Source organism: Henriciella mobilis, from assembly GCF_003576315.1.
Classification (GTDB): Bacteria; Pseudomonadota; Alphaproteobacteria; order Caulobacterales; family Hyphomonadaceae; genus Henriciella; species Henriciella mobilis.
This window is the reverse complement of the sequence record NZ_QWFZ01000035.1, coordinates 48,294-69,962: the sequence shown is the minus strand read 5'-3', so window position 1 is coordinate 69,962 and position 21,669 is coordinate 48,294. Positions and strand designations below refer to the sequence as shown.

Genomic DNA, 21,669 nt, shown 5'->3' with positions numbered 1-21,669 from the left:
GTTCTGTTCTCTGTGGGGTGGGGATGTATCACGTAAACAATTTCAGGGGCGCAGCAATCCTGCTGATCGTCCTGACGCACTGTCTGTCGGTCTACGAGGTACAGCCGGAAATATTCCGCTACCTGGACTCCGCGATCGGTAACGACACGTTCTACTTTGTCGCCATCGCCGGCTTCCTGTTCAGTTTCACGACGAATGACTTCAGCTATGGGCGGTTCATGCTCGGCAAGTTCAAGGCGATCATCCTGCCTTACCTTGTCCTGTCCATACCGGCGATCGCCATCTACTGCCTGGGGATCAAGACCGACCATGCCTGGATGGACATGGACTGGTTTTCCAGCCTGAACCCGGTCTTGCAGGTCGGGTTCCTCTACGCCACTGGCGCGCACCTCGGCCCGCTCTGGTTCATCCCGATGATCATCACGCTGTTTGCGCTGTCACCCTTGTTTGTCCTCCTGAAAGACAGGGTAGGAGCTCTGGCAATCGTGTTCCTGCTGAGTGTCGTTGTCGGGGTAATTGTCGGGCGTCCCGAGAGCGACAAGTTCCCGGAACTGGAGTCGGTCTATTTCCTGCCGGCCTTCCTTCTTGGGATGTTGCTGGCGGCGCGGCCGGGCCTCTACCGGACCCATGCCAAAGGCGCCGTGTTCGTGGCGCTGGTCCTGCTCGTATTCAGCGCCAGCCTGCCGATGCTCGGTGATGCATCCCATGCCTTCAAGATGCGCCTGCACCTGCTGATCGAGCTTGTGATGTCGGTGTGTCTGTTCAGCCTGTTCTACGCCTTCATGAACCATCGCACGCGCTGGCTGGACCTGTTTGCACGGATCAGCTTCTTCATCTTCTTCGTGCATGGCTATTTCGTTGCCGTCTTCCGGCTCATCGACAGTCATTTCCTTGCCGATGTGCCGGCGCTGGTGACGCTGCCGGTCTACTTCGCGGCGACCGTATTGCTGTCGGTCGCAAGCTTTGTGGTGCTGAAGATCCTGCTGAGAGACCGCAGCCGGACCCTTATCGCGGCCTGACAGTCAGCCGGTCAGGCCATCCGGACAAGACGGGCGTCCTCGCGCAGCGCTTCGAGCCCATCGATGCTGGTGGATGTCCAGTTGCGCGGCAGGTTCTGGCCGAGCAGCTGTTCCAGTTCGAGCGTCAGGCTGACATAGGACAGGGAGTCGCCGCCAAGGCTCTCGAATGTATCGTCTGCAGAGACGTGGTCGGTCTGCATGACGGATCGGAAAGCCTCCATGATGGTTTCCGGCCGGTCCTGGCTGAAACCAAGCGCATCCTTGATCAGAAAGGCGATCCGCCGGAACACCGATACACGTTCCGTGGAGCCCGCGCGCTTGATCGCCGCGTAATCGATCTTGCCGTTTGACAGCAGCGGCAATGCGTCGAACATCCGGGTTTCGAACGTCTCTGCCGGCAGGGAGAACCGCTCGCTGCTGGCATCGACGATCTCGCGACCCGCTTGGGGGCCCAGATCGCCTTCCAGGGCAATGACAATCTTTTCGTCCGTCCCGGTGACGGCGGCATGGGCATGCATGGTCTTTGCAAATGCTTCCACCTGGTCGAGGCTGATGCGCAGGCCGAAAGGTTTCACAAACCGGCTTACGCGCCCGGTGATCTCGAACAGGTCCGGTGCGATTTCGCGGGCAAGGTCTCCGGTCAGGAGGATGTCTGGCGTATCGTCGCTGGCCAGTTCGCCCGGCTCGAGCGCATAGCCCATCATCACATTGGCGCCGCGGTAAGCGAGAATGCCTTCCTCGCCCAGGTTTTCGACGGGTACGCCATCGTCATCGAGAACCATGAGTTCGCCGCCTGGAATAGCGCGGCCGATGGAGTGGGGATAGTCCGCGGCCATGTCCGGCGGCAGGAAGGACATGCGCGGCGCTGCTTCGGTCTGGCCGTACATGACAAAGAATTCCTTGCCGCAGCGCGAGAAGAGGTCGGCGAAATGCCTGACGAGGCGGGGGTGCAGCTTGCCTCCTGCCTGTGCCGCATAGCGCAGGCTGGCATGGTCAGCCGGGTCGAACTGACGTCGCTCCAGCATCTCATAGCTGTAGGGCACCCCGGAAATACTGGTCGCGCGCGTCTCGTCGAGGGTCTGCCAGAATGCGTCTTCCATCCAGGACCGGTCGGTCAGCACGATACTGGCGCCGGCCTCGAAGTGTGAGTTGATGATGGACAGGCCGAAGGAATAGTGCGGCTTCAGATTGTTGAGCGCACGGTCAGCAGGCGTGATCCCGAGATAGTCGACGATGGACCGGGCATTGGCCTTCAGGTTCTCGCGCGACAGCTTTACGAATTTCGGTGTGCCTGTGCTTCCCGATGTCGACAGCAGGACGGCGAGGTCCGGGTGCAGGTCGAGTGGTCGGGAATTGAACGTCTCGGTCGCATCGTCCGACATCAGTACATTGGGGGCGTAGGCGTCGATCAGCGATTGCGTCTTCTCAGTCTCGAAGGAGTCCAGCAGATGAACGACCGACCCGCTGCGCAGGGCCGCGCAGTAATTCACGACCGACTGGATTGTGTTGCGCGCCTCGATGAAGACCAGGTTACGGCCGTTCCGGAGGGCTTCTGCAGCGGCGTTCGCGCGCGCGTCCAGCTCGGCATAAGTAATTGATGCGCCTTCATCCGGGGCGATCAGCGCAACGCGGCTCCCGTCCGCCACGGCGAAACCGTTCAGAAATGGCATGTCAGGTCCCCACCTGCCTGTACGACTGCGTACAGCTTGCAATCATCAGACCATCCTGTTGCAAAAAAATACAGTGAAATGTGTAGCAGCTGACGCATTGGCCATTTCCCGGCCGCTGCTAAAGTCAACGACATAGTTTCTTTTGAAACTGGATGTTTTTTGCCCGCCCTGTCATGAAAGGGCATGTTGGAACCAGGAGCCATATTCGATGAAACCGAGCTTGCTTTTCAGCGCATCGGCGCTCGCCCTCATGGCGATCTCCGGATGCGAGGCCGCGCCGACCGAAACCGCTGCAGCGATCGACAGCGAGACTGCAGACAGCCCATCCGAAGAGGCCGACGCCGACACGCCCGCGCAGGATGAGTCGTGGCGCATCCTGACGGCCGAGTGGTCCGGGCCCTATGCCGGTGTGCCGCCATTCGATGCGGTTGAGGTCTCGATGTTTCAGCCTGCGCTTGAATCGGCCATCGACAGCGCTCGCGAAGAGCTCGACGCCCTGACGGCGCAGGATGCTCCGGCGACCTTCGACAATACGATCCTCGTTCTGGAAGAGGGCGCGGCCGAACTGGACCGTGTCTCGACCCTGTTCGGCATCTGGTCGTCGAACCTCAGCAGCCCGGACGTGCAGGCGGTCCAGCGCGAGATGGCGCCGAAGCTCGCCGCTTTCCGTGATGAGTTCTATCAGAATGAGGCGCTCTTCGAACGCATCGATGCGATCTACAATGGCGACGAATACAGCACGCTCAACCCCGAGCAGCAGCGCCTGGTCTGGGACTACTACACAGACTTCACGCGCGCCGGGGCTGGCCTTGACGATGCCGACAAGGCGCGTGTCGCCGAGATCAACCAGGCACTCGCATCGCTCTATACGACCTTCTCGAACAACCTCCTCCACGACGAGGAAGCCTATGTCACCTGGCTCACCGAGGACCAGCTTGAGGGCCTTCCGCCATCGGTCGTCAGCGCAGCGAAATCGGCTGCTGCTTCGCGCGACAATGAAGGCGGGGAGTATGCCATCCTCAACACGCGCTCCTCGATGGATCCCTTCCTGACCTTCTCCGACAACCGGGCCCTGCGTGAAGAGGTCTGGCGCACCTATTACGATCGCGGCGACAATGGCGATGAGTATGACAACAATGCCGTCATCGCCGACATCATGAAGCTGCGGGCGGAACGCTCCGAACTGCTCGGCTATGACAATTATGCGGCCTGGGCCCTTGAGAAGAATGTCGCCGGCACGCCGAAGGCAGCGATGGAGCTGATGATGAAAGTGTGGCCGGCGGCCAAGGCGAAGGTTTCCGAGGAAGTCGCTGCCATGCAGGCGATGGCCGATGCCGAAGGGGCCGACTTCGAGATCGCGCCATGGGACTATCGCTACTATGCCGAAAAAGTCCGCCAGGCGGAGTACGACTTCGACTCCGAAGCCGTGAAACAGTACCTGCAGCTGGAGAACCTCCGCGAAGGCATGTTCTGGATGGCCGGCGAGCTTTACGGCATGGAGTTCACGCAGATCGACGACGTGCCTGTCTTCCATGAAGATGTCCGCGTCTGGGAAGTGACCCGCGACGGCGAGCATCTCGGCCTGTGGTACTTCGATCCCTATGCACGCGCGGGCAAGCGCTCCGGCGCCTGGATGAATGCTTACCGCACGCAGGACAACTTAGACGGGTTCACCACGCCCATCGTGTCCAACAATTCCAACTTCGTGAAGGTGGGCGAGGGCGAACCGGTCCTCATTTCCTGGGACGATGCCACGACGCTGTTCCATGAATTCGGCCATGCCCTGCACGGGCTGAACTCGAACGTGACCTATCCGTCGCTGGCGGGCACTGCCGTGCCGCGTGATTATGTCGAGTTCCCGAGCCAGGTCCATGAAAACTGGCTGCCGACGCGTGAGGTGCTCTCGAACTATGCGCTTCACGTCGAGACCGGCGAGCCTATCCCGCAGGAACTGGTCGACAAGATCGAGCGGGCGGCGAATGCGCGTCAGGGCTTCGACACGACCGAGTATCTCGCCAGCGCGCTGGTCGACATGAAACTGCACACGATGACAGACTTCGAAGGCTTCGACGCTGATACGTTCGAGCGTGAAACGCTCGAGAGCCTCGGCATGCCGGAGGAGCTGCCAATGCGCCACCGCATGCCGCAATTTGCCCACGTCTTCTCAGGCGAGGGCTATGCGGCCGGCTATTATGCCTATCTGTGGGCCGACACATTCAGTGCCGACGCTTGGGAAGCGTTTGAAGAAGCTGGTGGGCCTTACGACCGGGAGACCGCCGACGCGTTCGGTAAGTGGATCCTGTCTGTCGGCAACACCATGTCGCCGTCGGATGCCTACATGGCCTTCCGCGGTCATGCGCCCGATACCAACGCCCTGATGCGTGACCGGGGCTTCCCGGTTCCCGACGAATCGGCGGGCGAATAGGTCTTGTGAGCTAGTTCCCGGCCGCCTGAAGGCGGCCGGGGACGAGATCAGCTGCTGGCCTGGGCAAGCTGCTGGAGCAGCTGCTCCTTCAGGTCGCGCTTGAGGAATTTGCCGCTGGCATTGCGGGGCAGGGCCTCGTCGAGAATCCAGATGAAGCGCGGCACCTTGTGCTTGGCCATGATGGTGAGGCAGTGCTCGCGGATGGCGTCCTCGCTCAGCGTTTCGCCGGGCTTGGCGACGATGGCCGCAGCAACTTCCTCACCGAGGCGCTCATCTGGCAGGCCGAAGACAGAGCATTCGGCCACGGCCGGATGACGATACAGGCCGGCCTCGACCTCGGCGCAGTAGATGTTCTCGCCGCCACGTAGCACCATGTCCTTCTTTCGGTCGACGATATAGATGAAGCCATCCTCGTCGATGCGCGCAATGTCGCCCGTATGCAGCCAGCCATCGGTGATGGTTTCAGCGGTCGCGTCCGGGCGGTTGATATAGCCCTTGATGACGGATGAGCCGCGCACCCAGAGCTCGCCGGTCTCGCCCTGCGGCACTTCATTGCCGTCCGGATCGACACATTTGGCCTCGTAGCTTGGCATGGCCGGGCCAGCACTGTCAGGCCGGTCGACATAGAAGTCGGCTGCGACGGACGTGATGATGCCGCAGGTTTCAGTCATGCCATAGCCTGTGTTCGGGCGCGCGGTGGCCACTTTTTCCTCGATTTTCAGGACGAGGTCCGGCGGGACTTGCGCGCCGCCGCCGCCAAGCGCCATCAGGCTGGACGTATCGGTCTTGTCGAAGTCGGGATGGTTGATGAGTTCGCGCGCCATGACGGGCACACCGCTCACCGTCATGATCCGGTGTGTTTCGATCAGGCGCAACGCCTCGCCCGCATCCCACTTGTACATCAGCACCATCTTGCCGCCGGCTGCGGTGACGGCATAGGCGGCGCAATTGTTGGCGGTGACGTGAAAGAGCGGCGTGTTGATCAGCGTCACCGGGACCGGCGGCGGATCGGGCGGCACCTCGCCGGTGGCATACATGACGGCCAGCGCGGAGGAGGCGCGGGCGTAGAGCATGTTGTACAGGTTCGACACGCAGCCGCGATGGGTGAGCTGCGCGCCTTTCGGAAAGCCCGTCGTGCCGGATGTGTAGAAGATGCAGGCATCGCTGTCCGGGTCGACCGTGACCTCGGGCATCTCGCCGCCCGTGGCGACCACATCGCTCCAAGGGGTGACATCGGCGGGGTAATCGTCCAGCCGCACCCCGACCAGCGTTGTGCCGGCGACCATGTCCGGGTTCTCGCGCACGCGGGCCAGGCGCTCACTGTCGAGGAAGATGACTTTCGGCTCTGAATCCTTCAGCGCGTAGGCCATTTCCTCGGCCGTCCACCAGGCGTTCATGCCGACAACGGTGATGCCGACCGAGCAGCACGCCCAGTAGATGATCATCCATTCGGGATAATTGCGCATGGCAATCGCGACGCGGTCGCCCGGTTTCACGCCTTGCGCAAACAGCCAGTTGGCGACCGATGCGGTCAGCGCATGCGTTTCGGCGTAGGTCAGCGTTTCATCGTGATAGGCGAGATAGTCACGGTCAGCGAATTCGCGGGTCGCAAGCCACACTTCTCGCACGCTCGGCGGGGCGTTCTTCCAGGTGCGGATACGGTTGCCGAGAACGTCGGCCTCGACGATCTCGAAGTCTGCGCCCGGCCCGGTCAATTCATCACGGGCCCGCTTCAGCTCGGCATAATGCATGGTTCCTCCAGAGAATTTTTTGTTTGCCTAGTGAAGTAACATGCACCAGCGCCCCGCGAAACGCTGAACGCGGGGGAAAGCGGGCGATGTGTGCAAAAATGTTCCCCATAGTTTCCGCCCCTGCCGCTTCACCGGCATAATCGCCTCACCTCGCACCCGGGCAGGGCGGTCCGGACCGACCGGTGGGTGCGCTTCTTGAGGCAGGCAGCGGGCAAGCGAGCACGCGGCTGGTCTGAAGAGGGCTTCGCAAGGAGCTGGGGCGGAAGTGACCAGTGCTGCCGGCAGGGTGTAACGCCCCTGCCATGGGCGGTCGGCGCTATCGACTTGTGCGCGTGGGCGACGGCTCGTCCATGTGTCACCTCTGGGCGGCCCGCGTCAAACGAGCGGGCAAGCTTCCGCGGGCGCGTCCGGTTCGGGCGCTCTATCGCCGTCTCGAAAGAGCGGCAGTCACTTCAGCGTTCAAACCGGACGCGCCCGGCCCTGTCATTCACAGGGCAGTCTGTTCGAAACGCCAGGGCCGCCGGCTCGTGGCGGTTTTGGCGCAGGGAGGGCAGATTTGATCCCGCATCGGCGCTGGGGCGCCTCACATGGATCCGGCTCCGGGCGGCCAGAGCTGCACATCCGTTCCTTCCGAGACAAGCCCGCAGGCACGCAAACCGGATTGTCGATTGCAGCTTGCAGAATTGATCCGTACCATCTCCAAAAAGCGGCCATGAGAGTCGGCGAAGCATTAAAGGGGAGGGCCATATGGCAGACGAAACCGCTAGAGCGCGCGCGAAAGCCTATTGGAAAGACACCGTCCGGCTGACCATCGGCCTGCTGGTGATCTGGTTTGTCGTCTCCTATGGCGCGGGCATCCTGCTGCGTGACTGGCTCGACCAGGTCTCCATTGGCGGGGCGCCGCTCGGCTTCTGGTTCGCCCAGCAAGGCGCCATCTACGTCTTTGTCGGCCTGATCTTCTTCTATTGCTGGGCCATGCGCCGGATCGAGAAGAAGCACGGGGTGGAGGCCTGACATGCTCGACCCGTGGACCCTTTTTTTCGTCGTCACGACATTCGCGCTTTATATCGGCATCGCCATCTGGGCGCGGGCCGGTTCGACCGACGATTTCTACGTCGCCGGCCATGACGTCCACCCGACCGTCAATGGCATGGCGACGGCAGCCGACTGGATGTCGGCGGCCTCCTTCCTGTCCATGGCGGGGCTCATCGCCTTCATGGGCTATGGCGGTTCGGTCTATCTGATGGGCTGGACGGGCGGGTATGTGTTGCTCGCCCTGCTGCTTGCGCCATTCCTGCGGGAGTTCGGCAAGTTCACCGTGCCGGATTTTGTCGGCGACCGGTACTATTCCACGACCGCACGCGTGATCGCGGTGGTTTGCGCCCTGTTCGTCTCGTTCACCTACATCGCAGGGCAGATGAAGGGCGTCGGCGTGGCCTTTTCAGGCTTCCTGGGCGTGCCCTTCGAGTGGGGCATCATCATCGGCATGGTGATCGTTTTCTTCTACGCCGTCCTGGGCGGGATGAAGGGCGTCACCTATACGCAGGTTGCGCAGTATTGCGTGCTCATCTTCGCCTACACCGTCCCGGCGATCTTCATGTCGATCATCATCACGGGCAACCCGGTCCCGCAACTTGGCTTCATCGGCGAGGCCAAAGGCGAGGGCATCTCCATGCTGGAGAAGCTCAACACCGTCGTCACCGATCTCGGCTTCCTTGAATATACCGAGACCAACAAGTCGATGATCGACGTCTTCTGCATCACCGCTGCCCTGATGTTTGGGACGGCGGGGCTGCCGCATGTCATCATCCGTTTCTTCACGGTGAAGAGCGCGGGCGCGGCGCGGGTATCGGCCGGCTGGGCGCTGATCTTTATCGCGCTCCTCTACACCACGGCGCCGGCGGTGGGCGCTTTCGCGCGGATCAACTTCATCGATACGGTGAACGAGTCGACCTACATTTCCGACGAGGAAAATTACGAAGCGCGGGCTGCAGAAATCGAGGCTGAAGGCGGCAAGCCTGTGCCCACCTGGTACAAGGACTGGGAGCCGACAGGCCTGGTCGCCTTCGAGGACAAGAATGGCGACGGCATCATGCAGTATCGCGGGCCGAATGCCCCCGATGGCGTCGCGAACGAGGTGACGCCCAATAATGACATCTTCGTCCTCGCCAATCCGCAGATCGCAAACCTGCCCGGCTGGGTGATCGGGCTCGTCGTGGCCGGGGGGCTTGCGGCAGCGCTATCGACGGCGGCGGGCCTCCTCATGGTGATCAGTTCAGCCGTCAGCCATGACCTCTGCCGGCGAACCCTGTTCAAGGGCATGAATGACAAGACCGAACTGCGCGTGGCGCGCAAGGCTGCGGCTGGCGCTGTGCTGGCGGCCGGGCTGCTTGGCATCTTCTCCAATAATCTCGGCTTCGTTGCCCAGGTGGTCGCCTTTGCTTTCGGGCTCGCAGCGGCATCGCTTTTCCCGGTCATCTTCCTCGGCATTTTCTGGACGCGGATGAATCGGGAAGGCGCGATCTCTGCCATGATCACGGGGCTCGTGACGACGTTCGGCTATATCTACTGGTTCAAGTTCGTCGACACCGATCCGGCGCACTGGCTGTTCGGTGTCTCGCCGGAAGGGATTGGCTTTGTCTTCATGTGGCTGTCGGCTGCGGTCGGGATCGCGGTGGCGCTCGCCACCAAGGCGCCGCCGCAGGACATCCAGGACCTTGTCGAGGACATCCGGGTGCCAGGTACGCGGACAGCGCATGGCCAGGGAGACGCGGATATGGCGCCGCTCAGCCGGGAGTAGCGCGTTCAACTGTCCAGCAGATCCGTGAAAAGCTCGACGAGAGAGACGGGCAACGCGGCATCGAAGCGAATATCGTCCAACCCCTCCACCGCCCTGATAAGCTGCAGGCTGTTTGTCAGGTAAAGCGCGTCGGCGCGCGCGAGGGCCTGTGCCGAAAGGCTTGCCACCTCGACCTTGAATCCGGCGTCGGGCGCGGTCTTGAGCAGCCAGGCGCGCATGATGCCATCGACGACCCCATCCTCTAGCGGCGGGGTAACCAGCGTCTGCCCGAATCGGGCGAAGATATTGGCGATGGAGGTACAGGCCGCATGGCCGCCCGGCGTTAAGTAGAGCGCATCGTCAAAGCCAGCCGCTTTCGCGCGCTGCGTGCCGATGACGGCGTCCGTATAGGACAGCGTCTTGCGGCGCGAGGACGGCGCGCTGGGATTACGCAGGATGTCGCTGCAGGCCAGGCGGATGGGCGGAGCCGGGAAAGCGGGTTTACCGGGGTCGAACTTCGAGATCAGCGTGGCTTCCCCGAGGGCGCGCGGGGCAACGCCTCTGGGGCCCGGCCCGCGCGTCACGGTCAGCCGAAGGGCGCCGTCTTCTGCGTCGTCGGGAATCGCGTCTGCAGCGAAGCTGCGCAGCGTTCCGGGATCAACATCGATACCGAGTGCGGCGGCGTCTTTCGCGAGCCGCTCAAGGTGCGCCTCCATGAGGAGGACCTTGCCAGCAACCATCAGGGAGGTGTCGAACACGCCATCGCCAAGCATCAGCCCCCGATCAGTGAGGTCGAATGGGTCGCGACCGGCCGGGCCAGCGGACGTCTGGCTCAGCCTGATGGTCGGTCGTATGTCCTCGGTTTTACTCATCGGCATGCCCGTAGCCGCCACCGCCCGGAGTCTCAATGGTGATTGTGTCGCCGGGCTCCAGCTCGACCCGGGAAATGCCGGCGACGTCTTCCGTCTCGCCGGTCTTGCGACGGACATATTGGCGGCCGGTTTCAGCATTGCCGCCGCCTGCAAGTCCGAAAGGCGGGATAAAGCGGGACGAGGACACCAGGGTGACCGTCGTCCCGCTCAGCGCTTCGATCTCGCGGACGACACCGTCGCCGCCCTCGTGCTTGCCCGCACCCCCCGATCCCGGCCGCAGCGAGAAGCCACGCACTCGCAGCGGGTAGCGAAGTTCAAGGATTTCAGGGTCGGTAATGCGGGTGTTGGTCATATGCGTGTGGACACCAGACGCGCCGTCGAAGCCCGGGCCTGCACCCGCGCCGCCACAGATCGTTTCGTAGTACTGGTAGGTATCATTCCCGCAGAGGAAATTGTTCATCGTTCCCTGCGCTGCCGCGCAGGCACCAAGTGCGCCGAGCAGGACATTGCAGACCGCCTGGCTGACCTCGGTATTGCCCGCAACCACGGCGCTGCCTGGAGAAGGAGAGAGAAAACTGCCATCGGGGATGACCAGCTCCAGCGGTCGCATGCAGCCTTCATTCAAGGGCAGGTCGTCCGCCACCAGACAGCGGAAGACGTAAAGTACTGCCGACCGCGTCACGACGGGCGGAGCATTGAAGTTACCAGGACGCTGGGCGCCAGTGCCGGAGAAGTCGATCCGGGCCGAACGAGTGGCGTGGTCGACCTTGATGGAGACACAGAGGGGCAGGCCGTCATCCATTTCCACCTGCATCTCGCCATCGCTCAGCCGGTCAATCACGCGGCGCACGCTTTCCTCGGCATTATCCATGACATGGCGGGCATAGGCCGAAACGCCGGCCCAGCCATAGCGGGCGATCATGGCTTGAACGTCACGGGCGCCCGCTTCATTCGCGGCAATCTGGGCGAGGATGTCCGAGACATTGGAATCCGGATCGCGGGCGGGGTAGGCGGCGCTTGCGAGCAGGTCGCGGAAGGCCGCCTCGCGGAACTCGCCGGCCGAGCGCAACAGGAAGTCGTCAATCACAACACCCTCTTCCTCGAGCGTTTTTGCATCAGGCGGTGTGGAGCCCGGTGTCATGCCGCCAATGTCGGCGTGGTGGCCGCGATTGCCGACGAAGAAAAGGATCTTGCTGCCGGTTTCGTCGAAAACGGGCGAGATGACGGTGATATCCGGAAGATGGGTGCCGCCATTAAACGGATTGTTGAGCGCGATCATATCGCCGGGCCTGAGGCTCGTGCCGCGTGTCTTCAGGACGGTGCGTACACTTTCGCCCATGGCGCCGAGATGCACCGGCATATGCGGTGCATTGGCAAGGAGCTGTCCCTCTGCGTCGAAGAGCGCGCAGGAGAAATCCAGGCGCTCCTTGATGTTCACGCTGGTTGCCGTCTCGCGCAGCACGGCCCCCATCCGCTCGGCTATCGCCATGAACATGTTGTTGAACAGTTCCAGAAGTATGGGGTCCGGCGTCCCGTGGGCGGCGATATCACCGCGTGGCTGGATGGCCTTGCGTGTGATGATGAGGTCGCCTCGCGCGGCTACGCTGACGCTCCAGCCCGGATCGACGACCGTGGTCTGCGTCTGCTCGACAATCAGGGCAGGGCCTTCAATCGCATCACCGGGACGAAGATCGGTGCGCTGATAGACAGGCGTTTCGAGCTCCTCGCCCTCAAACCACGCGGGAACTGTTGCTGTCGCCTCGGCATTGCCTTCACTGCGAGGGGGGCGTTCCGGCAAGCGGACATCGGTGCCCGCCCGTCGCAATTCGCTGGTGACGCTCTCAATCGTGATCGACCGGTCGGGGGTGGTGAATCCGAACTGTCGCTGGTGGCTTGCCTCGAACGCGGCGCGCATGACCTCGGCACGATTGAGTGGAACATCGATGGTCGTGTCCGTACCCGAATATCGAAGTGCTATGCTGGGCGACCAGTCCAGCGACTCCGGGCCGGCACCGGCGAACCGATCGTTCTGCGCAGCGCGGAGAGCGTCGACGGTCTCTCTTGCGTTCGCCACCCCGGCTTCATCGAGCGGCTTCTCGACCGAGGCGCGGCGGATATCGATCTCGTCCGCAAGCCCGATGCCGAGCGCCGAGAGAACGCCGGAAAAGGGATGAATGAGGACTGTGTCGATACCAAGTTCCGAAGCGACCAGACAGGCATGTTGGCCACCGGCCCCGCCAAAAGCCTGGAGAACGAATCCGTCCGTATCGCGCCCCTTTTCCAGCGTCACCTTGCGGATTGCCTGGGCCATATTGGCGACCGCAATGCGAAGCGCACCGCCGGCGATCTCCTGCGCGGTCCATGCGTCCCCGCTATCTGCCTGAATAGTGCTGGCAAGTTGAGCAAAAGCTGCTTCGACGGCATCTACGTCAAGGGACTGGTCTTGCCTGGGGCCAAAGACGGCAGGGAAATAGGCCGACTGGATACGCCCAAGGAGAATGTTCGCGTCGGTGACCGTCAGCGGGCCGCCGCGGCGATAGGCACACGGACCCGGATCAGCGCCAGCGCTGTGCGGGCCGACCTGCAGCCGGCCCTGATCGAAGCGAATGATCGAACCACCGCCTGCCGCCACGGTGTGGATATCCATCATCGGCACCCGCAACGGCGTCCCGGCAACGTCGGCTTCGGTGACCCGTTCGAACCCGTCTTCGTAGACCGATATGTCGGTCGATGTGCCACCCATGTCGAAGCCGATCACCTTGTCATGACCGAGCGCTGCAGCGCTGCGCGCCGAACCAACTACGCCGCCTGCTGGGCCGGACAGCACCGCGTCCTTTCCCTGGAACGTATCGGCGTCTGCCAGTCCGCCATTCGATTGCATGAATCGAAGCGGAACCTTGCCGAGGGCGCCTCTTACTTGGTCGACATAGGTGCGCAGAACTGGAGAGAGGTAGGCGTCAGCGACGCTTGTCGCGCTACGGGCGACATAGCCAACCAGCGGATCGGCCTGGTGGCTCAGCGTGACATGATGAAAGCCGATCTCCCGCGCAATCTCGCCCAAGCGGCGTTCCATTTCCGGAAACTTCCACGCATTCATGAGCGCGATCGCGCAGGATGCCACTCCATTGTTCCTGGCTTCCGACAGAATGGAGCGGGCGGCGTCTTCATTCAGCGGCGAAAGGACGGCTCCATCAAGGCCGATACGGGCATCGACTTCGCGCACCACGTCATAGAGAGGGGCGGGTTTCCGGATATCGAGCGCAAAAATATCCGGACGCGCCTGACGCCCGATGCGCAGGAGGTCGGCGAAACCAGTCGTCACAATGAGAACCGTGCGGGCGCCTTTCCGCTCAAGCAGGGCGTTTGTGGCGACCGTGGTGCCAATCCGGACATCCTCGACTTGACGTGTGTCGAGCGCTGCATCGTCGTCTGCCCCCGTGAGATGGCGAATGCCGGCGATCGCCGCGTCCTGATAGGCGTCTGGATTCTCGCTAAGCAGCTTGGTGATTTCGAACGAACCGTCCGGCTTGCGGGCGATGATGTCGGTGAAGGTCCCGCCCCGGTCGACCCAGAAGTGCCAGCCATTGGCAGATTTGCCGCCAATTGTGTCGCTCATAACGTGGCAAGCCCTGTTTCAATCGCGCGCCACACCCCGCGCGCGCCAAGCAGGGCGGCGATCAGGACGACGATTACCCCTGCAAAATTCGCCATGGGTCCATTGGCCATTTTTCCGAGGAGGCTGCGGCGGTTCATGACGTAGAGAAGAAAGACAGCAATAACAGGCAGGAGAATCCCATTGGCGGCCTGTGCGATGAGGATCAGCGAGACGGCTTTTACCCCACTGAGGGCAATGGCGGCCCCAATCGCGACAATAGAGATCGAGATGATGCGGAAGCGCCGGGTCTGACTGGCGGTGGTTTTCGGCGGCAGTAATTCGTTGAGAGCATAAGCCGTTGCCATCGGCGCCGTTACTGCGGAGGTCAGGCCAGCACCCAGCAGGCCCGCCCCGATCAGGTAGCGGGCCGCAGGGCCGAAAGCGGGCTCAATGGCGAGCGCCATATCGCGAGCACTCGAAACTTCGATGCCGCGGGCAAAGAGGCTGGCAGCTGCGGCCGAGAGGATCAGGATGGAGACGACGCCGCCGAGGGCGATTGATACGGCCGCTTCGCGCCGGGCCTCGGTGACACTGGCAGGATCGTCGTTCCATCGCTGCCGGGCCGCCGCCGCATGGAGGAAGAGGTTATAGGGCACAATCGTCGTACCGATCAGGGCAATCGTCGTCAGCAGACCGTTCTCGGGAATGATCGGCCAGAGACCAGACAGGAGGTTGAGCGGATCGGGGCGCGTCAGGATAGCAGCCAGCAGGAATGCGCCGGACATGAGCAGGACGAGCGCTACAAGGATCCGTTCGATGGGCTTGTAGCGGCCGATAAGCAGGATGGCGCCGGCCACGAGCGCGATCGAGAGGATCATTGCCCGGCGTGCGCCTTCGCCCGCAATCGCTTCTATACCGAGGACTCCGCCGACGATGTTCCCGCTTTCATACGCCGCATTGCCAATTGCAAGCGCGGCCAGGATCAGCCCTGCCGCGATCGCCGTACCAAGCGAGCCAGGTGCCGATTTGAGAAGGGCCTCGCCAAGACCGAGCCGTGCGCCCGCGCCAAGCCTGGCGGACATATCTTGTAGGATGACGGTGGAAATGGTCGCGAAGACGAGTGCCCAAATGAGAGCGAAGCCGAAATTCGCTCCGGCCAAGGTGCAGGCCGTGACGGTTCCCGGCCCGATGAAGGCGGCGGCGACCAGCGTCCCCGGTCCTGTTCGAAACCGTCGCTTTCTTTCTGGCATTTGCGCGCCTGACTCGTCTTGTTTCCAGCCGCTATCCCTAGAGTTTGCGGGGCAGCGATCAAGAGCAGACCGTGTCGGCGTTCGATCGCTTAGTCTTCCAGCAACCCTGCCTTGTCGAGAATGGCGATGGCTGGTGCGAGTTCATCCTCGACCTTTCTCCAGCGGTTCAGCGAGGTGGAATAAAGCGGTCGGCGGACCTGAACGGAACTTGCTGTCGCGACGGGCGCGGCATTTTCGTGAAAGGCAAGGCAGGCCGGGTCGAAGTCAAGGCCGCAGAAATCCAGCAATCGGCGGGTTTCGCCTTCCTGGTCGGCGATGATCGATTCGTAGTGAACCTCGGTAAAGCGATCCTCTGGAAGTGCGTCCCGGAAACGGGCCATCATCCGGTCGAAACCAACATAGTACCTGGCTGCTGTCTCAAGGTTCAGCGAATAATTGTAATAGGAAAAGCTCGTCGCAAACAGCTGGCGATAATTCGACAGCACGGTGTCTAGCGGGTGCCGGCGCAGACAGATCACCCGGGCATTCGGCAGAGCTTTCAGGATCAGTGGTGCGTAAAATGCGTTCAACGGCATCTTGTCAATGAACCGGCCTTCCATACCCAACGTCTTGCCCACCTGTGCAATATATGCCCGGCCCAAAGCGTCCATGTCGGCCTGCTGCGCCCCAAGCAGCGTCTCGCGGTCAAGGACATAGCGCGATGGCGTGTTCAGCTGCCGCTTGAGGCAAAGCGCAAAATCCGTGAGCTCCCCGGCGGATGTCATGACCGGGTGGCTCGACAGTATGCGATCGACGAGCGTTGTTCCGGTCCGTGGCAATCCGACGATGAAGACGGGGGCGGCCTGATTACGTCCGTCGGCGAGATCGAACTCCGCCGTCGAGATGGCCGCCTCGAACAGGGCACTGTCGCTGTCGAAACTATAGTTCAGCGTGGAAAGCTTGGCTGCCTTGCCGCGCGCGAGCCAACTCATGGCTTCCTTGTGTCGGCCGAGATCTTCCAGCGTTTTCGCAATGGCATGACAGATGTGGAGTGTTTCATCAGCCTGTTTTTCGCTGGGGCGCCGGGCAAGGGCTCCCTGAGCCGCCATCAGGCGGTCGAGGTAGTTGTCGTCCTCGGTTTGACGTGAAACCTGGACTAGTCCCGTCAAAGCGCGTGTTTCCGACGGATCACGCTCCAGACACGCCTCATAGGCTTGGCGGGCCAGGTCCATCTTTCCGACAAACTGCAGTGCAACGGCCAGATTGTAGCGCAGCCGGGCGGAGCCCGGGGCAGTTTCAACCGCCTTTTCATACCAGGGCAAGGCGCGCTCATGCAGGCCGGCGCGGCTGTACACGACACCGATGGTGTCCAGGATCGCGGCATCGGACGGGTTGTGATGAGCTGCCTGCTCGACAGCGGCAAGCGCCTGGTCGCGATGATTGAGGGCTATCAGGCTGCGCGCCTTCTGCGCCAAGGCTTCAGAGGGGGCTGCACCAAGACCGATGGCACGATCATAAAGCTCTATGGCCTTGGCGTGGTTCTCATGGTCGGCTGCGAGTATTCCCAAAAGAAAGTACGGCTCGCCCCGGTTAGGGTCAGACCGGATAGCCTTCATGCACAAGGCATGTGCATCCTTGTAGGCACGGCGTGCAAGAAGGTCACGCACCAGAGAAAAATCGCCTGAAGTCATCAAGTGTCCATAAATTGGTCAGTTGCCCGCTACAATTGTGACATTTGTGTCACCGATCGGTCAAAAGCAGTCGATTGGTTGCGAAATTCATTGATAAACGGAAAGTCTCGGGAAAAGCTTACCTCTTGATCCGCATGTAGGAGGTACGAAACAATGAAAACAAGCTGGCTTTTGGGTGCAAGTGTGTTTGCACTTGGGATCGGGGGCGCGCTGCCAACCGCCGCCGCACAGGAGTCTGATGGCGAAGAAGCTGTCGCCCGTCAGGATGTTGTTGTCATCACGGCAACCCGTCGTGAGGGATCGGTTCAGGATGTCCCGATCAATGTGGCCGCCGTCGGCGCCGCCCAGATCGAAGAACAAGGCATCAGCGAGCTTTCAGACCTCCTTTCCTTCGTACCAGGGATCAACGTCGTCGATCGCGGCGCGCGTCAGGGCAACCCGATCATCGTGCGGGGCATCAATGCCGACCCGATCGGCCCGGGCGATGGTGACAATTCAGGGGGCGGCACGGTCGCGACCTATCTTGGCGAAGTCCCGCTTTTCATCGACCTCAAGCTCAACGACATGGAGCGCGTCGAGGTCCTGCTTGGGCCGCAAGGCACGCTTTATGGTGCTGGTACGCTGGCGGGTGCTATCCGCTACATTCCGGTCAAGCCGCAATTCAACACCGACATGGTCGAAGCCCGCGCCGATGTTTATCAGTATTCCGAAGCCGACAGCTTCTCCTATGATACCGGCTTCACCTTCAACAAAGGCTTTGGCGACAACTTCGCGATCCGCGGCTCGATCGATTTCCTCGACGATTCCGGTTTCGTCGACCAGCCCTTCCTGCTTCGTGAAATCGGTGTCTCCAATCCTGACCCGGATTTCTCTGATCCAGCCGATGTCGCGGCCAATCTGCGCCGCGAAGACGATGTCGACACCGAGGAAGCCGTCTCCGGCCGGTTTGCTGCCCGCTGGACGCCGACCGACTGGCTCGATGGCACGCTGACCTACTACTTCCAGGACGTCGATGTCGGCGGCCGCCGGATTTCCAATAAGCGTACTGTCTTCCCCGGCGCTGGACCTGAAATCTTCTCGGCGGGTGACTTCGAGAATGGTCTTCGCGTGCCTGAACCGAACGAGATCAAGAACGAGCTGCTTGCGCTCGAGGTCATTGCCGATCTCGGCTTTGCAGAGCTGACGTCGGCGACCGGCCTTTCCAAATTCGAGGACGATGGCCAGCGCGACCAGAACAACCTTCTGGTATCGCTTGAGTACTCATACGAACTTTTCCCGGCCTTCGGTTCCTTCACGCGCGAAGTTGGCGAGACCGAGACATTCACCCAGGAAATCCGACTCGTTTCCACTATGGACAGCAAGTTCGACTGGATTGTCGGCGGGTTCTACTCGAAGCAGGAGAACGTTGCGACGTCTGAAGAATATGTGCCGGGCTATCCGCAGTACGCCAATGACGTGCTGGGGTTTGACTTCATCACAAACCGCCCGGATGGCTTCGAGTATTTCTCAATCGCTCACAATGAATTGACCGAGTCGGCGATCTTCGGCGAAGTCGGCTACCAGTTCACCGACAAGCTCAAGGCGACAATCGGTGGACGTTTCTATGAATATGAACTCTTGGACGGTGCAATCACCGAGCGGTTCTATCCATCGGGTGATCCGACCGTGCCCAACGATACAACGGTGTTCTTCCCACTTTTCGAGGATCCGAGTTTCTCTTTGATCACGCTGGACCAGATCAAAGGCCTGCCTTTCGATCCAAGCCTGACCCAGGAAGACGATGGTTTCCTCTATAAATTCAACGTTTCCTACGATGTGACGGACGACTTCCTCGCTTACTTCACAATCTCGGAAGGTTATCGTGTTGGTGCGTCCAATGGCATCGGCCAATGTGATGAGTTCGATCCGAATGCGACTCAGGGTGCGTGTGCCTTGGCACCCGGCCAGCAGTACGGTCCGAATCCGGGCGATATTGCTCAGTTCGACGAGCGCCAGTTTGGCCCAGACAAGACAACCAACTATGAGATTGGCGCCAAGACGGCCTGGCTCGGCGGAGATCTCATCCTGAATGGTGCGATCTTCTATGTCGAATGGACAGATCCTCAGGTCGCTTCTGCCACAGTGAACGCGAACATTCCGATCACGGTCAACGCGGCAGGCGCTGAATCGACCGGCATCGAACTTCAGGGCTCATGGCGTGTCACAGATCAATTCGATCTTCGCGGTTCATATTCCTATGCAAAGACCGAGCTGACAGAAGACGTGCCGTTCCTGATCCGTACGATCACGCCGCCAGGCTTTGGCACGGCTTTCGAGGACGGCAAGGCTGGCGACCGCCTGCCGGGTTCGCCTGAAAGCCAGTTCTCGGTGTTCGGTCAGTATTATGTGCCGCTCGCCAACGGTAACCAGCTGATCTTCAACGGCTCCTATGCCTGGCAAGATGATATCCTGACCCGCACGGGGGGACGCGGTTCGTCGGTTGCGATCCCGTCCTATGGTGTTGCCAATGCCAAGGCGACCTATGACGCGGAAGACTGGTCCGTCTCGCTCTACGTCAACAATCTGTTCGACGAGTACATCGAGACCGGCATCATCTCGACTCCGCTGTCCAATCAGATTGTGTCGGATATCAATGGCGATCCTGTCACCGTGCGTTCGCATTACGCGACGCTGGGTGCGCCGCGGACGATCGGTGTGCGGGCGAAGATCCGCTTCGGCAACTGATCATTTTTAGAGGTTCTGCCCGCGCAGCGGGCGGACCATTCGGCCCCGTTCGCCAGTCCGGCGAGCGGGGCTTTTTATTGGCCGCCGCTGTGTGACAGAAGAGATTGGCCGGAACGCCGTGGCCGACAGAGCCAGCCCACTTCCTCGCCTACGGGTTCTTACGGATATTGTGCCGGCGTTCACCGGGTTAACGTTGATTTGACGGCTTCGCTGGGATTGAGCCTCCGACTCCTCGATCCCGACCTTGGAGCCTTGCAGACTTGTGAGTTGAGGGGCTTGCAAGGCTGCAACTGCGCCGTCCGGGCACGCTCATTCCGCCCGGACGGCGCAATTTTTTATTTGCCTTTCCAGACAGGTGCGCGCTTTTCAAGGAAGGCACGCGGTCCTTCCTTGGCGTCTTCGCTTGAGAACACAATCGCAGATGCTGCGCCGGACTTTTTCCAGAGCTCCTCTTCGGTGCCCTCGAAGGCCTGTCTGGCGACCTCAAGGCTCTTCTGGACAGCGAGTGGCGCATTCACACCGATTTGGCCAGCAAGCGACTTGGCTTCCTCAAGGACCTTGTCGGAGGCAACCATGCGATTGACCAGGCCGAGCTGGTACATTCTTTCCGCAGGCATCGGATCGCCGGTGGCGACGATTTCCAGTGCGACGTTCCGGGGAAGGGCGCGCGGAAGCCGGAAAACACCGCCTGCGCCGGCAAAAATCCCACGTTTGACTTCGGGAAGGCCGAAACGGGAATCGTCTGCCGCGACGATCATGTCGCAGGCGAGCGGAAGTTCACAGCCGCCAGCCAGAGCGTTTCCGCGAACCGCTGCGATCCAGGGTTTGGTGCGCGGGAAGCGGACGAATCCGGCAAAGCCGCCGGCTTTGGTCGACAGGGATGCGGCGTTGCCTTTCGAAATTTCGGACAGGTCCGCGCCGGCGCAGAAAGTCGATTCAAGTGAAGACGTCAGAATGCAGACCCGTACATCGGGGTCACGCTCCGTCTCCTCGCAGATCCAGCCGAGCGCTGAAGCGACGGCACCGTTTACCGCATTACGTTTGTCTGGGCGATTGAGTGTAACGACGGCGATATGGTCCTTCACTTCATACAGGACTTCTTTTCCAACGCTTTCTGGCTTCTCAGACATCAGGTATCCTCCACTTTTCTGGGTTGCTCGACAGAGAGCATGTGACCGGGGCGGGCGGCAAGTCTGTCCCAGCGTCATTAGGCTAGACGTTGCGCGAAATGTTGCTGCGGGCAAGCTGTTGTGAGTCTGGTTTAAGGAGACGCAGTTTGCGCGGGGAGGTCCACGGGCTGGGAGCCGTCTGAATCTTCCTCAGTCACTAACAAGTTGCTATAAAGGTACTCGGTTCTTCGGGGCGGATGTCAGATGTCCGCTTGAGGCGCGCCGGTCATCTGGCTTTCCGGACTTTCACCACGGACGCCCGGACGAGGGACTTGCGCGGCCTCGGAACAGATGGAGGACCACGATGAAAATTCACGACATCATGCACAAGGACTGCTGCTACATCGAAGCTGACGAGAGCCTTCAGCTGGCTGCGACGAAGATGCAGCGGGAGGATGTTGGAGCCTTGCCTGTTGCTCGCAACGACAAACTGGTTGGAATGATAACTGATCGGGATATCGTCGTGCGGGGCGTGGCGGTCAACAAGGATGTCCGGAGAACCAAGGTCAGCGACCTCATGAGTTCTGGTGTGCTTTATTGTTTTGACGATGACGAGGTCGAAAAGGTCGCCGAAAACATGGCTCAGCAGAAGGTTCGCAGGCTGCCGGTTGTTGACCGGGAAAAGAAGCTTCTCGGTATGGTGTCGCTGGGAGATATCGCCTGGCGCGCGTCGGGCAGCGCTGCAGGCGAAGCTTTGTCGCAGATTTCCAGGGCCGCCTGACGCTCCGGCCCTTTGACCACGGGT

Annotated in this window: 13 protein-coding genes; 6 read left to right on the top strand and 7 right to left on the bottom strand. The window is 61.2% G+C overall.

The window, feature by feature from the left end; all coding sequences use genetic code 11:
• Positions 1–23 precede the first annotated feature (23 nt).
• Positions 24–1,019, top strand: coding sequence for an acyltransferase family protein (locus D1227_RS16590; RefSeq protein WP_119405475.1), 996 nt, complete (start codon positions 24–26; stop codon positions 1,017–1,019).
• Positions 1,020–1,030: 11 nt separating this feature from the next.
• Here D1227_RS16590 and D1227_RS16585 read toward each other — a convergent pair whose 3' ends face one another.
• Positions 1,031–2,689: a non-ribosomal peptide synthetase gene (locus D1227_RS16585; protein WP_119405474.1), complete on the bottom strand. Its 1,659-nt coding sequence runs from the start codon at positions 2,687–2,689 to the stop codon at positions 1,031–1,033.
• A gap of 208 nt (positions 2,690–2,897) precedes the next feature.
• Between D1227_RS16585 and D1227_RS16580 the strand changes: the two genes are divergently transcribed.
• Positions 2,898–5,114 carry a M3 family metallopeptidase gene (locus D1227_RS16580; RefSeq protein ID WP_119405473.1) on the top strand — a complete coding sequence of 739 codons (2,217 nt, stop codon included), beginning with the start codon at positions 2,898–2,900 and terminating at the stop codon, positions 5,112–5,114.
• A 47-nt stretch (positions 5,115–5,161) separates the two neighbouring features.
• On the opposite strand, the gene D1227_RS16575 is transcribed toward D1227_RS16580, so the two are convergent.
• Entirely contained in the window at positions 5,162–6,865 is a 1,704-nt protein-coding gene (locus tag D1227_RS16575; RefSeq protein WP_119405472.1) for a class I adenylate-forming enzyme family protein, read from the bottom strand.
• A gap of 747 nt (positions 6,866–7,612) precedes the next feature.
• On the opposite strand from D1227_RS16575, the gene D1227_RS16570 reads away from it, so the two are divergent.
• On the top strand, positions 7,613–7,879 hold the full coding sequence (locus D1227_RS16570) for a DUF4212 domain-containing protein (RefSeq protein WP_119375174.1): 267 nt from the start codon (positions 7,613–7,615) through the stop codon (positions 7,877–7,879).
• A gap of 1 nt (position 7,880) precedes the next feature.
• On the top strand, positions 7,881–9,665 hold the full coding sequence (locus D1227_RS16565) for a sodium:solute symporter family protein (RefSeq protein WP_119405471.1): 1,785 nt from the start codon (positions 7,881–7,883) through the stop codon (positions 9,663–9,665).
• 5 nt (positions 9,666–9,670) lie between these two features.
• Here the strand turns inward: D1227_RS16565 and D1227_RS16560 are convergent, their stop codons facing one another.
• The 4 genes from D1227_RS16560 to D1227_RS16545 form a co-directional block, all read right to left on the bottom strand.
• A complete protein-coding gene (locus tag D1227_RS16560; protein WP_158586697.1) occupies positions 9,671–10,522 on the bottom strand; it encodes an aminotransferase class IV in 852 nt (283 codons plus the stop codon).
• Positions 10,509–14,132 (bottom strand): hydantoinase B/oxoprolinase family protein, encoded by a 3,624-nt coding sequence (locus tag D1227_RS16555; protein ID WP_119405469.1) that lies wholly within the window; start codon positions 14,130–14,132, stop codon positions 10,509–10,511. Before D1227_RS16555 ends, D1227_RS16560 begins: the two co-directional genes overlap by 14 nt.
• Positions 14,129–15,361: an NRAMP family divalent metal transporter gene (locus tag D1227_RS16550; RefSeq protein WP_119405468.1), complete on the bottom strand. Its 1,233-nt coding sequence runs from the start codon at positions 15,359–15,361 to the stop codon at positions 14,129–14,131. Before D1227_RS16550 ends, D1227_RS16555 begins: the two co-directional genes overlap by 4 nt.
• 89 nt (positions 15,362–15,450) lie before the next feature.
• Positions 15,451–17,031, bottom strand: coding sequence for a tetratricopeptide repeat-containing sulfotransferase family protein (locus D1227_RS16545; protein ID WP_119405467.1), 1,581 nt, complete (start codon positions 17,029–17,031; stop codon positions 15,451–15,453).
• A gap of 153 nt (positions 17,032–17,184) precedes the next feature.
• On the opposite strand from D1227_RS16545, the gene D1227_RS16540 reads away from it, so the two are divergent.
• Positions 17,185–19,755: a TonB-dependent receptor gene (locus D1227_RS16540; RefSeq protein ID WP_119405466.1), complete on the top strand. Its 2,571-nt coding sequence runs from the start codon at positions 17,185–17,187 to the stop codon at positions 19,753–19,755.
• A gap of 335 nt (positions 19,756–20,090) precedes the next feature.
• Here D1227_RS16540 and D1227_RS16535 read toward each other — a convergent pair whose 3' ends face one another.
• Positions 20,091–20,885 carry a crotonase/enoyl-CoA hydratase family protein gene (locus D1227_RS16535; RefSeq protein ID WP_119375180.1) on the bottom strand — a complete coding sequence of 265 codons (795 nt, stop codon included), beginning with the start codon at positions 20,883–20,885 and terminating at the stop codon, positions 20,091–20,093.
• Between the two features lie 343 nt (positions 20,886–21,228).
• On the opposite strand from D1227_RS16535, the gene D1227_RS16530 reads away from it, so the two are divergent.
• Positions 21,229–21,645, top strand: coding sequence for a CBS domain-containing protein (locus tag D1227_RS16530; RefSeq protein WP_119405465.1), 417 nt, complete (start codon positions 21,229–21,231; stop codon positions 21,643–21,645).
• Positions 21,646–21,669: the final 24 nt, after the last annotated feature.